We start from the raw sequence: 15,337 nt of genomic DNA, 5'->3' as shown, positions 1-15,337 counted from the left end.
CGCGGGGGCGAACCGCCACAATGGCGGGTGGTAATCAGGGATATGGGGGACGTGTGGTAGCGAAGCCGCCGGTGGACGACGATGCGCAGGAGCTCATCACCGACATCGACGTCACCGAGGAGATGGAGACCAGCTTCCTCGAGTACGCCTATTCGGTGATCTACGCCCGCGCCATCCCGGACGCGCGCGACGGGCTCAAACCCGTCCAGCGCCGCATCCTCTACTCGATGGACGAGATGGGCGTGAAGCCCGACCGTCCGCACGTGAAGTGCGCCCGCGTCGTCGGCGACGTGATGGGCAAGCTGCACCCGCACGGCGACACCGCCATCTACGACGCCCTGGTGCGGCTGGGGCAGGACTTCGCGATGCGGCTCCCGGTCGTCGACGGCCACGGGAACTTCGGCTCGCTCGACTCCGGCCCCGCCGCCATGCGCTACACCGAGTGCCGGATGGCGCCTGCGGCACTCGCGATGACCGACGAGCTCGACCAGGAGACGGTCGACTTCCGCCCCAACTACGACGGCAAGATGAACGAGCCCGTCGTGCTGCCGGCCGCGTTCCCGAACCTGCTCGTCAACGGCTCCACCGGCATCGCCGTCGGTATGGCCACCAACATCCCGCCGCACAACCTCGTCGAGTGCATCCAGGCGGTCAAGCACCTGCTCAAGCACCCGGACGCCGACGTGGCCGAGCTCATGCGCTTCGTGCCCGGCCCCGACCTGCCCACCGGCGGCAAGATCGTCGGGCTCGACGGCATCGGGGACGCCTACCGCACCGGCCGCGGCTCCTTCAAGATCCGCGCCACCGCCCGCATCGAGCAGACGTCGCCCCGCCGTAAGGGCATCGTCGTCACCGAGCTGCCCTACATGGTCGGCCCGGAGAAGATCATGGACCAGATCAAGACGCTGGTGCAGAACAAGAAGCTCTCCGGCATCGCCGACATCAAGGACCTCACCGACCTGGCCAACGGCACCCGGCTCGTCATCGAGGTCAAGAACGGCATCAACCCCGACGCGATGCTCGAGCAGCTCTACAAGATGACCAAGCTGGAGGACAGCTTCGGCATCAACATGGTCGCCCTCGTCGAGGGCCAGCCCCAGACGCTGTCGCTGCGCGACGCGCTGGTCGTCTACGCCGACCACCGGATGTCGGTCACGCTGCGCCGCACCCGGTTCCAGCACCGCAAGGCGTCCGAGCGGCTGCACCTGGTCGAGGGCCTGCTGATCGCGATCGCCGACATCGACGACGTGATCGCCATCATCCGCGGCTCGGACGACGTCGCCTCGGCCCGCGCGAAGCTCATCGAGGTCTTCGAACTGTCGGAGGCGCAGGCGAACTACATCCTCGACCTGCAGCTGCGGCGGCTGACCAAGTTCAGCCGGATCGAGCTGGAGTCCGAGCGGGACGACCTGCGCGACCGGATCGACGCGCTGCTGGCCATCATCGACGACGACGCCCAGCTGCGCGCCCTCGTGGCCAAGGAACTGGACGCCGTGGCGCGCACCTACGGGACGCCGCGCCGCACGGTGCTGCTGGCCGGCGGCGGCGCCCCGGTCACCACCGCCGCACCGCTGGAGATCGCCGACGACCCCTGCGTGGTCATGCTCAGCTCGGCGGGGCTGCTGGCCCGCGCCGACACCGACGAGCCGATCCCCGCCGACGGCCGGCGCGCCCAGCACGACGTGATCGTCTCGGCGGTCCGCACGACCGCGCGCGGCGAGTACGGGGTGCTGACCTCCGCGGGTCGGGTGCTGCGCGCGCACGCGATCGAGCTGCCCAGCGTGGCGCTCACCGCGGACGCCCCCAACCTGAAGGGCGGTTCGCGCGCCGCCGAGCTGCTGGACCTGGGCAAGGGCGAGCGCATCCTGGCGTTGACCACGCTGACCGAGGCCACGACCGGCTGGGCGCTGGGGACGGCCCGCGGCGTCGTGAAGCGCGTCGTGCCCGAACTGCTGGGTCGCGACTCCTGGGAGGTCATCCGGCTCGAGCCGGGCGACGAGGTCGTGGGCGCGCTCGAACTGCGCGACGAGACCGATGAGCTGGTGTTCGTGAGCAGCGACGCCCAGTTGCTGCACTTCCCGGCCGCCGCGGTGCGGCCGCAGGGCCGCTCGGGCGGCGGCGTGGCCGGCATCAAGCTCGCCCCGGGCACGCGGGCGGTCTTCTTCGGCGCGACCCCCGAGGCGGACGCCGTCGTGGTCACCGTGTCGGGCTCCTCCGACGCGCTCCCGGGCACCGAGGTGGGCCTGGTGAAGGTGACCGGATTCGAGGAGTACCCGGGCAAGGGGCGCGCCACCGGCGGCGTCCGTTGTCACCGGTTCCTCAAGGGCGAGGACGCCCTCACGCTGGCCTGGGTCGGCCCCGCCCCGGCCATCGCCGCGGCGGCGTCCGGCAGCCCGGTCGACCTGCCCCCGGCCACCGGGCGACGCGACGGATCGGGGACGCCGCTCCCCCAGCCCGTCGTGGCGATCTCGACGCGGAGCCACGGGTAGCCGCCCCGGCGGGCTGCGCGGAAAGCCGGGCACGCGGCGCGGCAAGCGGCCAGGCTGCGCGCCGCAGAGATGGTCGGCGGGAAGCAGTCCGCCCGGCCCGACTAGCCCTTCTGGGCCGCGAGCCGGGCGAAGTGGTCGGCCAGGTGGTGGACGCCGGTGGCCTCGCCCACCGCGTCGGTGCGCAGGCCGGCCAGGAAGAACCGGGCCAACTCACCCGTGCGCCGACCCAGGCGGTCGGCCGTCCACTGGAGGGCGCCACAGACCCGATCGTTCAGCTCCCAGAAGGCGGGCGGGCGCCCCACGGCGGCGCAGGCCAGCGCACCGATCTCGCGGTAGCTGAGCGTGTCGGGCCCGCCGACCTCCCAGCGTCCCGCCGGACCGGCGACCCGGTCCGCGATGAAGGCGGCCAGGTCGGCGCCGTGGATCGGGTTGAGCCGGGCGGAACCGTCGCCGACCAGCAGGACCCGGCCGCGCCGGGCCATGTCGACGAACCAGCCCAGATCGCTGAAGTAGCCCGACGGGTCGATCACGTGCCCGGTCAGGTCGGCGCGGCGCAGCGCGGCGGCGAAGGTGGCCTTGGCGCGCAGCAGGTCGGAGGTGCGGGCGTCCATGCCGAGGGCGCCCACGTAGCTGAACGAGGACGCGCCCGCGCGCTCGGCGGCGTCCAGCACGCGCAGGTTGGCGCGCAGGTCGATCTCCCAGGGCGTCGCCTTCTGCCGGGTGACGCCGAGAGCCGAGACCACCCGGTCGCCGGGCGCCAGGCCCAGCGGGGCGGCCGGGTCGGCCACGTCGACCTCGCGCCACCGCACGGGCAGGCCGGCCAGCGCGGGCGCGCCGTGCGCCCCGGGCGCCTCGGCGCGGCGCCGGTCGCGCACCACGGCGCAGACCCGGTCGCCGCGCGCCGCGAACTCCGCCACGAGGTGGCGCCCCAGGTAGCCCGACGCCCCGACGACGACGACGCTGGACCCGGCCATCAGCAGATCTGCTCGACCTGGCCGGTCTCGACGTTGTACAGGAAGCCGCCGACCTCGGCGAACGGGCCGATCAGTGGATGCGCGCGGACGGCGTCGACGTCCTCGCGGAGCCGGCCCAACTGATCGGGATCGACCCCGAAGCGGAAGTCGCCCACCTCGACGCCGGCGATCTCCTCGATCGTGGCGCGCATCTCCTCCTCGGTCTTGGAGGCGGCGGCGCAGGAGGTGTGCGGCACGATCAGGATCCGGTTGACGCGCAGCTTGTGCACGCCCATCACCATGGCCGCCAGGCCCGCGTCGGTGAGGCGTCCCCCGGCGGTGCGCAGGATCTTCGCCTCGCCCAGGAACAGCCCGAACATCTCCAGCGGCTCCAGCCGGGAGTCCATGCACGTCAGGATCAGGACGCCCGCGTGCGCGATGCCGTCGAAGCCGTGCGGGAACGAGATCGAGTAACGCCTGTTCGCAGCGATCAGGTCGGCGAACCCCTCGGGGGGACGCGGCCGGGATGAGGTGAGGTCCTGCGTCATGGTCTGCTCCTGCCTAGGCATCGATCCGTTCGGCATCCAGGGCGAAAGCGCCCTCGACGATGAATTCCTTGCGTGGGGCCACGTCGTTGCCCATCAGCTTCTCGAACGTGGCGCGCGCCTGTTCCAGGGACTCCCCCTGCTCCACGGTGATCCGGCGCAGCTGCCGGTGCCGGGGGTCCATCGTGGTCTCCTTGAGCTGGTCGGCGTCCATCTCGCCCAGGCCCTTGTACCGCTGCGGCTCCTTGAAACCGACGCCCCGCTTGGTCAGCTCGGCGAGCTTGCGGTGGTACTCGGTCTCGGAGTACGTGTAGATGTACTTGTCCTGGCCCTTCTTCGGCTTGGTCAGCTCGAAGCGGTGCAGCGGCGGGACGGCGGTGTAGACGCGTCCCGCCTCGATCATCGGGCGCATGTAGGTGAAGAACAGCGTCGTCAGCAGCGTGCGGATGTGCGCGCCGTCGGAGTCGGCGTCCGCCATGAAGATGATCTTGCCGTAGCGGCTCTGGTCCGGGTCGCAGGTCTTGCCCGACCCGGCGCCCACCACCTGCAGGATGGCGGCGCACTCGGCGTTCTTGAGCATGTCGGCGACCGAGGCCTTCTGCACGTTGAGGATCTTGCCGCGGATCGGCAGCAGCGCCTGGAACTCCGAGTTACGGGCCAGCTTCGCCGTCCCCATCGCCGAGTCGCCCTCGACGATGAACAACTCGCTGCGGCTCTGATCGGAGCTGCGGCAGTCGGCCAGCTTGGTCGGCAGCGTGCTGGACTCCAGCGCGGTCTTGCGGCGCTGGTTCTCCTTGTGGATGCGGGCCGCCACGCGCGTCCGGGACGCCGCGACGGCCTTCTCCAGCACCGCGCGGGCCTGCGGGCGCAGCGCCGCCTTCTGGCTGGTCAGGAACTCGCTGAGCTCGGTCTCCACGATGCGCGTGACGAGCCGCGTCACCGGCGGCGTGCCCAGCACCTCCTTGGTCTGGCCCTCGAACTGCGGCTCGGCCAGCCGCACCGTCACCACGGCCGTCAGCCCCTCGAGGATGTCCTCCTTGGTCACCTCCTCGCCGGACTTCAGCAGCCGGCTGCCGTCCAGCGCCCTGCCGAACGCCCGGACCAGGCCCCGCTCGAAGCCCTGCACGTGCGTGCCGCCCTTCGGGGTGGCGATGATGTTGACGAACGAGACGACCTTGGCGTCGTAGCCGCCCGCCCACCGCAGCGCGATGTCGACGTCGAGGTCGCGCTCGACGTCGGTCGGGGTCATGGCGCCCGCAGCGTCCAGCATCGGGACGGTCTCGGTGAACCGGTCGGAACCCTGCAGCCGCAGCACGTCGGTGACCGGGGTGCCCTCGGTGAGGTAGTCGGCGAACTCGGAGATGCCGCCCTCGTGCAGATGCGTCTCGGTGTGCTCCTCGCCCGCGATGCGCCGGTCGTCGACGGTGATCGCCAGGCCGGGCACGAGGAACGACGTCTGCCGCGCGCGGGCGGCCAACTGGGTGCCGGACAGTTTGGCGTCCTTGAGGAAGATCTGCCGGTCGGGCCAGTACCGCACCCGCGAACCGGTCACGCCCTTGCGAACCTTGCCGATCTTGCGCAGGGCGTTGTCGGGGGTGAAGGACGCCTCGGGGCCCTCGCCGTCGAACACGCCCGGGACGCCGCGACGGAACGACATCGCCCACGTGAAGCCGTTGCGGTCGATCTCGACGTCGAGCCGCGAGCTCAGGGCGTTCACCACGGACGCGCCGACGCCGTGCAGGCCGCCGGTGGCGTTGTAGGAGCCGCCGCCGAACTTGCCGCCGGCGTGCAGCTTGGTGAAGATCACCTCGACGCCCGACAGGCCGGTGCGGGGTTCGATGTCGACCGGCATGCCGCGCGCCTGGTCGTCGACCTGGACCGAACCGTCGGCGTGCAGGATCACGGTGATGGCGGAGCCGAAGCCGGCCAGCGCCTCGTCCACCGCGTTGTCGATGATCTCCCACATGCAGTGCATGAGGCCCCGGGTGTCGGTGGAGCCGATGTACATGGCGGGGCGCTTGCGGACGGCCTCCAGGCCTTCGAGGACGAGGAGGTGGCGGGCCTCGTAGTCCCGGTTCTCAGTCTTGGCGGCGGCGGTCGAAGTCACCCGTGCAGCCTACTGTCACCAGCCGACGATCCCGGTCGCACCGCTCCGGCGAAGGTGACGATCCGGTGACACCGCGCGGCCACATCCCCCCACGGTTGTTCCGCTCCTGTAACTTCGGAGCAAGGGAACAAAGGTCGGGGTGTCGGCGTTCTAGTCGATGACACCGGTCGAACTCGGAAAGGACCGCCCATGAGCACTTCGGTGATGGACTCGCTCACCGCCGCGGACCGCTGCGATCGCTGCGGCGCGCAGGCCTACCTGCGGGTCACCCTGCCGTCCGGCGGCGAGCTCCTGTTCTGTGCCCATCACGCGCGGGCCCACCAGGACAAGCTGCAGCAGGTCGCCCTCAAGATCCAGGACGAGACGGATCGTCTGAACTGACCCACCACCCTTCACGCCACGACGGTGGGCCCCGGCACTCAGCCGGGGCCCACCGTCTTTCTTTCATCCACCGTCTTTCATCCACCCGCCCGAGGCTCCCTCCCGGGGCCGAACCGGGTCCACGCGGTGCACAGTGGGCGCCCGCGAGACGGGCGACCCCGCTCACTCCAGCACAGCCGCCAGGGTCTCGATCCGGGTGGTGACGTCGAAGGCCGTCGTGACGATCATCAGCTCGTCCGCGCCGCTGGCGGCCACCATGGACGCCAGCCGCTCGCGGACCTCCTCCGGTGTCCCGACGACCTTGGTGCCGCCGACCTCCATGTCGCCCAGCTCGGCGAGCCTGCGCTCCGCCTCGGCCGGCGACGGGATGGGTTCGCGGACGTCGCGGCGCAGGTTGAGCCATTGCACCGAGGACGGGCCCGCCAGGAAGCGCGCCTCCTCCGGGGTGGCACCCACCAGCGCGGAGGTGCACAGCATGCTGCGGGGCTCGGCGAGGGTGGGGCTGGGGCGGAAGCCGCTGCGGTACAGCCCGATGACGTCGGCGGGGTCGAGCTGACCGAAGTGGCCCGCGTAGGCGAAGCTCATCCCCAACTGCGCCGCGAGGCGCGCGGAGTAGTCCGAGGACCCCAGCAGCCAGATCTCCGGGTAGCTGGCCGCCGCCGGCGTCGCCCGCAGGGTGTGCCCCATCCCGGCCCGGACGCCCGCAGGGCTCAGCCAGGCGTCCACGAGCCGGACGTGCTCGGTGAACTCCTCGTGCCCCAGGCCCTCCTGGGTGCGCCGCAGCGCCCAGGACGTGATCGGGTCCGCGCCCGGCGCGCGCCCGATGCCCAGGTCGATGCGGCCGGGATACAGCGCCTCGAGCATGGCGAACTGCTCCGCGACCACGTAGGGCGAGTGGTTGGGCAGCATAACGCCCCCGGAGCCGACCCGGATCCGGTTCGTGCGGGCGGCGACCGCGGCGATGAGCACGGGCGGGTTGGTCGCCGCGACGGCCGCCATGTTGTGGTGCTCGGCGACCCAGAACCGGTGAGCCCCCAGCCGGTCGGCGGCCTGGGCGAGCTCGACGGTGGCGGTCAACGCGTCGGAGGTGGTGGACCCGGCGGCGACTCCCGCCAGGTCGAGGACGGAGACGGGGACGGTGCTCATGGCCCCGACCCTACGCGGCGTACCGTCCGCCGGCACACCGCGGCAGGATGGGGGCATGACCCGCATCACCTGCCACCGGGGCGACCTGACCCGCGAAGCCGTCGACGCGATCGTGAACGCCGCCAATTCCTCGCTGCTGGGCGGCGGTGGCGTCGACGGCGCCATTCATGCGGCCGCGGGGCCGCGCCTGCTCGCCGCCTGCCGCGAACTGCGTGCGACCACCCTGCCCGACGGGCTTCCGGTGGGCGACGCCGTCGCGACGCCGGGCTTCGACCTGCCCGCGCGCTGGGTGATCCACACCGTCGGCCCGAACGCGCACGCGGGCCAGACCGACCCGGCGCTCCTGGCGTCCTGCTTCACCCGCTCCCTCGACGGGGCGGTCGAGCTCGGCGCCCGCAGCGTCGCGTTCCCGGCCGTCAGCGCCGGGGTCTACGGCTGGGACGCCGACGAGGTCGCCCGCATCGCGGTGGCGGCCGTCCGCGGCCACCCGATGCCGGGGATCGACGAGGTGCGCTTCGTGCTGTTCTCCGACCGGCTGCGGGACGCGTTCAGGCGGGCCCTCGTCAGCTGAACCCGACACCGGCGAGCGGGTTCACCGCCCGCATCCGCTCGAACGTCGGCGCCTCGAGGACGGTCGCCGAAGGCGGGCCCCCCGACGCCCCTGTGAGCACGGTTCACGGCACCCGCGTGTCGGCGCGGTCCTGCAGGTGCACCCGACGGTCGGTCGACGCGGACAGGTAGCCCGCATAGAGGACCTGGGTGGTCGCGTAGGCGAGTTCGATGTCGGACTGCGGCGTGCCGCCGTTGGCGACGCATTCCACGAAGTCCTCCATCTCCCCCACGTAGCCGCGCATGACGAGCTCCTCGAGTTGGACGTCCTGCCAGCCCGCGGTGGTTTCGACCTTCTCAGTGAGGTGGATCCCCCGCGGCTCCTCGATGTGGAAGACCCGCATGGCGTCGTTCTGAGAGATCTGGCACAGATGCACGCTCTCGTTGGTGAACACCTCGACCTCGTTGCGAACTCCCCCCACGACCATGTCGCAGGCGTTGACGATGCCGCGGGTTCCGTCGTCGAAGGTCAGCAGCAGGGTGGCTGAGTCCTCGACGTCGAAGGGGCGGGCTGCAATGTGGCGACGCTCCCGCTCCGTGAGCAGATTGCTCAACGTGGCCTGCTCACCCAGGACCGACGCCACCGCGACGGTCGTGCCCCGCGCCTGCGCCTCGGCCTGCTTGAGGTACAGGATCGCCGAGAGCGGGTGGCAGCCCTGCCTGATGAGGGATCCGCCCCCGTTGGCCCGCCACTGGGCCGCGTGGGGTGCGTGCGAGCCGCTGTGCGACTCCTCTCCGCGGATCAGGAGCACCTTCGAGCCGGCGGCCTGGATGAGCTCGCGGCTCTTCTGCACCGCGGGGGCGTAGATGTAGTTCTCGGCGTATCCGAAGACCAGGCCACTGCGGCGTACCGCATCGCGCAGTTCGTCCATCTCCGCCATCACAACGTCGTACATCTCCTGGCGGTCGAACCCGTCGGCCCCTCGCTCCCCCACATCGAAGAACCCCGTGAACGGCTTCTCACAGATCACGTGCTTGCCCGCCTCGAGGGCGCGACGGACCATGCCCGCGTGCAGGGCGGGCGGAGTGCAGATGTCGATCACGTCCACCGATTCGTCGGCGAGCAGGGCCTCGAAGTCTGGGTGATGGACGGGGATCCCGTGCCGCGCCGCGAACGCGGCACTGTCGGGCGACGCACAGGCGACCACCTGGACGTTGTGACGCGCCACGCGGCGCAACGCCGCCACGTGGATCTCTGCGATGAACCCGGTTCCGACGATTCCCACGCCGATGTCAGCCATTAGGAGACCTTCGCTTTCTTGGAGGAGGAACGCCTCGTGAAGAACCCCAGTTGGGTGGCCAGCACCAAGGCGATGAGCACGATGAAGACCAGCGATATGGGACGGGTGAACATCGGCATGAGACTGCCGTCGCTGAGGATGAGCCCCCGACGGAGGTTGCTGTCGGCCATCGGCCCGAGGATCACGCCGAGCAGGAACGGCGCCGCCGGGAAGCCGAACTCGTACATGAAGTAGCCGATCAACCCGAAGACGAACATCATCGCCACGTCGAACAGGGAGTAGTTGATCAGGTAGGACCCGATCGCGCAGAGCACGAAGATGATCGGCATCAGCACCTGCTTGCGGAGGCGCAGGATGTGCACCGTGAAGCGCATGAGGATGAGCGCCAGCCCCCACATCGCCAGGGCGGCGATGGCGAGGTAAATCGACACCTGGACCACGAACTCGGGGGCTTGCTTGGCCAGCAGCGGGCCGGGCCGGTACCCGTGCATCAGGAAGGCGGCCAGGAGCACCGCGGCAGGGGCGGATCCCGGAACGGCGAGCGAGAGGATGGGGATGATCGCGCCGCCGATGCAGGCGTTGTTACCCGATTCGGCCGAGATCACGCCGGTGGGATTGCCCTTGCCGAACGAGTCCGGGTCCTTGCCGGCGGACTTGCTGGCCGCGTACGACAGCCAGCCACCGACGTCCTCGCCGACCCCCGGGATGATCCCCACTCCGGTGCCGATGACGGAGGAACGCAGCACGGGCAGCCAGTTCCGCCGCATGGTGGCCATGGCCTCGCCCATCTTGATTCCGGCGACCCGGATGATGGACTGCTCCTCCGGGCGGAATGCCTTGACGATCTCCGGGAACCCGAAGAGCCCGATCATCACCGGGATCAACTGAATGCCCGCCATCAGGTTCACGTTGCCGAAGGAGAACCGGGGGAATGAGTCGATGCTGTCGAGCCCGATCTGGGCCACGAAGAGGCCCAGGAAGCCCGAGATCCAGCCGCGCAGAGCGTTGCCCTTGGAGGTGAGCATTCCGCAGATGGCCACGCCGAAGCACGCGAGCAGGAAGAACTCCCAGGCGCCGAACTGGAGCGCCAGTTGCGAGAGCAGGGGTGTCAGAGTGAGCAGGAAGACCACGCTGATCAACGTGCCGAGCATCGAGGACGTGGTCGCCAGCAGGATGGCGTAGCCGGCCTTGCCCTGTTTGGCGAGGGGGAAACCATCCACCGCGGTGGCCGCGGACGCGGGGGTGCCGGGGATGTTCAGCAGGATGGCCGTCTGGGCGCCCCCGGAGATCGACCCGACGTAGATCGCCAGCAGCGAGATCAGGGCGGTCTGGGTCGGCAGGCCGAAGGTGAGGCCCGTCAGCAGGGCGATCGCCATGGTGGCGGACAGGCCGGGCAGCATGCCCATGACCAGCCCGATGAAGGTGGACAACAGCAGGACGAGGATGTTGATCGGGTCGAAGACCGTTCCCAACGCGTCCAGGAAGTAGGAGGGGTTCATCTCGATCTGCCTTACGGGAGCGGAACGCGGAAGAGGATCTGAAAGATGAGGTAGACCAGGCCCACGACGCCGACCGACAGGATCAGAATCACCCACCAGCGAGCGGCCCGCAGGAAGGCCAGCATCCCGATCATGAAGATCAGGGACGCCGCCCAGAACGGCAGGAACGGCATCAGCACGAAGGCGTAGAGCGCCATGATCGCGAGGCCGATGACGGTGGTCCTGGCGCCAGGGGCGGCGGCGATCTCCGCGAACCATGCGCGCGACTCAGCGACCCGCGCGGGGACGCCTCCGTCCCGGAGGCTCTGCACGAACAGCGCCAGTGACATCCCGAGCAGCGCGAGGCCGAGCATCAGCGGCATGAGGCCCGGGGAGGCGATGAAGGACGCACGGCTGGCGGTGAGGATGTAGATGCTGCCGACCGTGATCGCCACCGAGAGGGCGATCAGCACGATCGAGCTGAGAAAGTTCAGCCTGCGGTTCCGGGTTGTTTCCATGGGGATCCTCCTGGAGGGGCGGCTCGGTGGCCGGGACTTGCGTCCCGGCCACCGAGGGGACTCACGGACGCGGGATCTGGAACTCGTCGGGCGACTTGGCGGCGACGCCGGCGTCCTGGAGGGTCCAGGCGACGACCGACTGCAGCTTCGCGACGTAGGCCTGCGACTCCGAACGGCCGATCGTGACCGGGGTCATGCCCTTGGTCTTGCAGAAGTCCAGGACCTTCTGGTCCTTCATCGCCTCGGCGAAGCCCGCGTCGAGCTTGGCCAGGATCTGCTCATCGAGCCCCTTCTGCACTGCGAACCCGGTGGTCTCCCCCATCGGAAGGATCGAGGCCGTGCTGGGCAGTGCCTTGGACATCGTGGGGATCACGATGCCGTTGTCGAGCTTGATGTCCTCTGCGGCGAAGGTGGCCAGCCCGCGGAGGTCCCCCGCGACCAGCATGTCCTGCATCTCGACCAGGAGCTGGGTGGTGGCATCCACCTCCTTGGAGAGCGTTGCGACGATCGCCGGGTTGCCTCCGTTGTAGGGGGCATGGCGGTACTTGGTGCCCGCCGCACCGGTGAAGAGCTCCGCGGCGATGTGGCCCGCGCTCCCCGGTCCGGCGGTACCGATGCTCACCTGGCCCGGCTTGTCCTTCATGGCCTGGATGAGGTCGTCCAGCGTCTGGTAGGGCGAGTCCTTCTGCACGGCGATCACGTTGGGAGTGAAGGTGGCCAGCCAGAAGTCCCAGTCCTTCGGCATGGTCGTCAGCGTGCCCATGACGGGCATCGAGGTGAAGGCGAGCATGCCATCGGCCAGGATCGAGTAGCCATCGTTCTTCGCGTTCATCACGGTCTGGGTTCCGACGCTCCCACCGGCACCCGGGGTGTTGGTGACCATCACCTTCGTCTTGAGCGAGGTCCCCATCGCCTCGCCGACCGTGCGGGCGGTGAGGTCGGTCGAGCCGCCGGCGTTGAACGGGACGGTCACCCCGATGTCGCGCTTGGGGTAGTCCGTTCCCGCACCGCCGCCGGGAGAGCCAGCACCGTTGCCCGAGCAGCCGGTCAGCGCCAGCGCTGCGGCGGCCACGACCGCGGCGAGCTTCACCATTCTCTTCATCTTCTTGTCTCCTCAGAGCCTGTCAGGTTGGTTACCGATGTGCCGACCCGGAGTCGGCCCTCCACGACGGTTCGGCCGCGTCCTGCGTTGGAGGCGGACAGTTCGAGGAGGAGTTCTTCCGCCGCTCGACGACCGATCTCCTCGGGGAGGAGATCGACGAGCGTGAAGTCGTTCTGTCCCGTCATGGCCCAGTCGGGTGCACCGATGAGGACGACGGACAGGTCGCGGCCGGGGACGATGCCCTGCTCGGCCAGATAGTTGACGCTCCCGCGCGCCGGGACGTTGAAGCCCATGCACAGGGCTGTCAGGTCGGGATGCTCATGGAGCGCCCGGGCTGCTAGGTCGTAGCCGGCCCGGAGGGAGAACTCCCCGGCGTAGGAGACCTCGTCGACCGGAGAGTCCGCCGCCGCGCGCAGGCCTTCCCAGAAGCCGCGGCGCCGGTCATCGAGGGCGTCGAAGCCGGACACCCAGCCGAGGTACGCCGCCCGGCGGTGCCCGGCTTCCCCGAGGTGGCGTCCCAACTGGAATCCGCTGCCGAAGTTGTCGGGGGTGATCTGCGGCGCGGCGTCCTCCACCCCGGTGATGGGCCGGTCCACCAGCACCAAGGGCACGTCGAGCTTGCGGATCGGGGCGGTGTTGCGGGCGGCGGCCACCGTGGGGATGACGATGTACCCGTCGACCCGCTGGGCCGCCATCTTGACGATGATGTCGCGTTCCCGTTCGGGATCGTCGAAGGTGTTGCAGATCGACAGGAGGTAGCCCTCCCGCTCGACGACCGACTCGATCGCCACCATCAGTTGGGTGAAGTAGGCGTTGGAGAACTGGGGAACCAGCAAGGCGATCACCCCGCGCCGCTTGCCATGAAGGCTGCTCGCGGGAGAGCTCTTGATGTACCCCACCGCCTCGACGGCGGCCAGGACCCGCTCCCTCATCTCAGGACTCACGTAGCGGCCTTCGGCTCCGTTCAGGACGTAGGAGACCGTGGCCGCCGAGGTGCCGGCGCGCAGCGCAACGTCTTTCAGCGTGGGATACCTGGCCACGAGCTACCTCCTCGAACGTGTAGCGGAAAGCAGCGGCCGGTCTCCGGCGAGCGACCCTGCCCCTAGGCAAACGATTACCTATCGACGTCGAGCATCTAAGCAACTGGCTCGCGTGGGGTCAATAGCCCCGCTGGCAACAAGTAATCGTTTGCCTACGAGCGCCGTTCAGGTCACGTCGCGCTGCCGGGCGCGGCCGGCCCGAGGGCATCCGCAGGCACAGGAAGCGGGAACGGCGGCACCCCGGTTCGGGGCGCCGCCGTTCGCGGTGTGCGACAGTGACCTCAGTCGAGGTAGTCCCGCAGGACCTGCGAGCGCGAGGGATGACGCAGCTTGCTCATCGTCTTGGACTCGATCTGGCGGATCCGCTCGCGGGTGACGCCGTAGACCTTGCCGATCTCGTCCAGCGTCTTGGGCTGGCCGTCGGTCAGGCCGAAGCGCATGGAGACCACGCCGGCCTCGCGCTCGGACAGGGTGTCCAGGACGTCGTGCAACTGCTCCTGCAGGAGCGTGAAGTTGACGGCCTCGGCCGGGACGACCGCCTCGGAGTCCTCGATGAGGTCGCCGAACTCGGAATCGCCGTCCTCGCCGAGCGGGGTGTGCAGCGAGATCGGCTCGCGGCCGTACTTCTGCACCTCCACGACCTTCTCGGCGGTCATGTCGAGCTCCTTGGCGAGCTCCTCGGGCGTGGGCTCGCGGCCCAGGTCCTGCAGCATCTGCCGCTGGACGCGCGCGAGCTTGTTGATGACCTCGACCATGTGCACCGGGATGCGGATCGTGCGGGCCTGGTCGGCCATGGCGCGGGTGATGGCCTGCTTGATCCACCAGGTGGCGTACGTCGAGAACTTGTAGCCCTTGGTGTAGTCGAACTTCTCCACCGCGCGGATCAGGCCCAGGTTGCCCTCCTGGATCAGGTCCAGGAACAGCATGCCGCGGCCGGTGTAGCGCTTGGCCAGGGACACCACGAGGCGGAGGTTGGCCTCCAACAGGTGGTTCTTGGCCTGGCGGCCGTCGTCGGCGATCCAGAGGTAGTCGTCGACGTCGTTGGTCTTGACGTTGCCCTCGGTGATCGACTCGTCGGCGAACAGGCCGGCCTCGATCCGCTTGGCGAGGGTGACCTCCTGCTCGGCGTTCAGCAGCGCGACCTTGCCGATCTGCTTGAGGTAGTCCTTCACCGGGTCGGCGGTCGCACCGGCCGCCATGACCTGCTGCTCCGGCTCGTCGGCGTCGTCGGCGTCCGAGAGCGAGAAGCCCTCGTCCTCGTTGATCTTCTTCTCGTCCTTGGCCGCCTCGGACAGGTCGAGGGCGTTCTCGTCCACGTCGTCGAGCGAACGCTTCTTGCCCCCGACCGTCAGCACGACGTCGTCGCCTTCGCGCTTGAACGAGACCTCCTGGACGGCGGACTCGTCGAGCACCTCGGCGACGGTGGGCTCAGGCTTGGCCTTGGCGGCGCGGCTGCGGGTCGCGGGCTTGGCGGCGGGTGCCTTGGTGCCCGCCTTGGACGCGGGCGCCTTGCGCGTGGTGCGCGGCGTGGCCTCGACGGCCTCCCCCTCGGTCGCCTTCGCGCGGCTGCGCGCGGCGGCGGGCTTGGCGGGGGTGGACGCGCTCGAGGCGCTGCTTCGTGGAGTCACTTGGGACCTCTCCTCGTCCGCTTCTGGGCGTGGCCGAACCGGGAGTTGTCAACGGTCGGCGCGTGTTCATTCTTCCACGCCGAGGTGCCGGACCCAAATG

At 69.8% G+C, this 15,337-nt stretch carries 12 protein-coding genes and 1 pseudogene; 3 read left to right on the top strand and 10 right to left on the bottom strand.

Annotated features, from left to right (window positions below; all coding sequences use genetic code 11):
* The first annotated feature begins 20 nt into the window (after nucleotides 1–20).
* Complete coding sequence (locus G7070_RS15525; protein ID WP_166234491.1) at nucleotides 21–2,489, top strand: DNA gyrase/topoisomerase IV subunit A; 2,469 nt, start codon at nucleotides 21–23, stop codon at nucleotides 2,487–2,489.
* 101 nt (nucleotides 2,490–2,590) lie between these two features.
* On the opposite strand, the gene G7070_RS15520 is transcribed toward G7070_RS15525, so the two are convergent.
* Genes G7070_RS15520 through G7070_RS15510 form a run of 3 tightly spaced genes read right to left on the bottom strand, consistent with a single transcriptional unit; the run spans nucleotide 2,591 to nucleotide 6,094 of the window.
* Nucleotides 2,591–3,463: an SDR family oxidoreductase gene (locus G7070_RS15520; RefSeq protein ID WP_166234490.1), complete on the bottom strand. Its 873-nt coding sequence runs from the start codon at nucleotides 3,461–3,463 to the stop codon at nucleotides 2,591–2,593.
* On the bottom strand, nucleotides 3,463–3,990 hold the full coding sequence (locus G7070_RS15515) for a beta-class carbonic anhydrase (protein WP_166234489.1): 528 nt from the start codon (nucleotides 3,988–3,990) through the stop codon (nucleotides 3,463–3,465). Before G7070_RS15515 ends, G7070_RS15520 begins: the two co-directional genes overlap by 1 nt.
* Before the next feature lie 13 nt (nucleotides 3,991–4,003).
* A complete protein-coding gene (locus G7070_RS15510) occupies nucleotides 4,004–6,094 on the bottom strand; it encodes a DNA gyrase/topoisomerase IV subunit B (protein ID WP_246227157.1) in 2,091 nt (696 codons plus the stop codon).
* 189 nt (nucleotides 6,095–6,283) lie between these two features.
* Between G7070_RS15510 and G7070_RS15505 the strand changes: the two genes are divergently transcribed.
* A complete protein-coding gene (locus G7070_RS15505; protein ID WP_166234488.1) occupies nucleotides 6,284–6,475 on the top strand; it encodes a DUF7455 domain-containing protein in 192 nt (63 codons plus the stop codon).
* Nucleotides 6,476–6,637: 162 nt separating this feature from the next.
* Here G7070_RS15505 and G7070_RS15500 read toward each other — a convergent pair whose 3' ends face one another.
* Nucleotides 6,638–7,621: an LLM class flavin-dependent oxidoreductase gene (locus G7070_RS15500; RefSeq protein ID WP_166234487.1), complete on the bottom strand. Its 984-nt coding sequence runs from the start codon at nucleotides 7,619–7,621 to the stop codon at nucleotides 6,638–6,640.
* A gap of 55 nt (nucleotides 7,622–7,676) precedes the next feature.
* Between G7070_RS15500 and G7070_RS15495 the strand changes: the two genes are divergently transcribed.
* Nucleotides 7,677–8,192, top strand: coding sequence for an O-acetyl-ADP-ribose deacetylase (locus G7070_RS15495; protein WP_166234486.1), 516 nt, complete (start codon nucleotides 7,677–7,679; stop codon nucleotides 8,190–8,192).
* A gap of 103 nt (nucleotides 8,193–8,295) precedes the next feature.
* Here the strand turns inward: G7070_RS15495 and G7070_RS15490 are convergent, their stop codons facing one another.
* The 6 genes and pseudogenes from G7070_RS15490 to G7070_RS15465 form a co-directional block, all read right to left on the bottom strand.
* Complete coding sequence (locus G7070_RS15490; protein ID WP_166234485.1) at nucleotides 8,296–9,471, bottom strand: Gfo/Idh/MocA family protein; 1,176 nt, start codon at nucleotides 9,469–9,471, stop codon at nucleotides 8,296–8,298.
* Nucleotides 9,471–10,970, bottom strand: a complete 1,500-nt coding sequence (locus G7070_RS15485; protein WP_166234484.1) for a tripartite tricarboxylate transporter permease — start codon at nucleotides 10,968–10,970, stop codon at nucleotides 9,471–9,473. The genes G7070_RS15490 and G7070_RS15485 overlap by 1 nt, the downstream gene beginning before the upstream one ends.
* 11 nt (nucleotides 10,971–10,981) lie before the next feature.
* Complete coding sequence (locus G7070_RS15480; protein WP_166234483.1) at nucleotides 10,982–11,467, bottom strand: tripartite tricarboxylate transporter TctB family protein; 486 nt, start codon at nucleotides 11,465–11,467, stop codon at nucleotides 10,982–10,984.
* Nucleotides 11,468–11,528: 61 nt separating this feature from the next.
* A complete protein-coding gene (locus G7070_RS15475) occupies nucleotides 11,529–12,569 on the bottom strand; it encodes a tripartite tricarboxylate transporter substrate binding protein (RefSeq protein ID WP_166234482.1) in 1,041 nt (346 codons plus the stop codon).
* A complete protein-coding gene (locus tag G7070_RS15470) occupies nucleotides 12,566–13,609 on the bottom strand; it encodes a LacI family DNA-binding transcriptional regulator (protein ID WP_166234481.1) in 1,044 nt (347 codons plus the stop codon). Before G7070_RS15470 ends, G7070_RS15475 begins: the two co-directional genes overlap by 4 nt.
* Before the next feature lie 281 nt (nucleotides 13,610–13,890).
* A pseudogene (locus tag G7070_RS15465) lies at nucleotides 13,891–15,307 on the bottom strand (RNA polymerase sigma factor).
* Nucleotides 15,308–15,337: the final 30 nt, after the last annotated feature.

This window comes from Propioniciclava coleopterorum (genome assembly GCF_011393335.1).
Lineage (GTDB): Bacteria > Actinomycetota > Actinomycetes > Propionibacteriales > Propionibacteriaceae > Propioniciclava > Propioniciclava coleopterorum.
The sequence above is the reverse complement of the archived record's forward strand: the minus strand, read 5'-3'. Positions and strand labels throughout refer to the sequence as shown.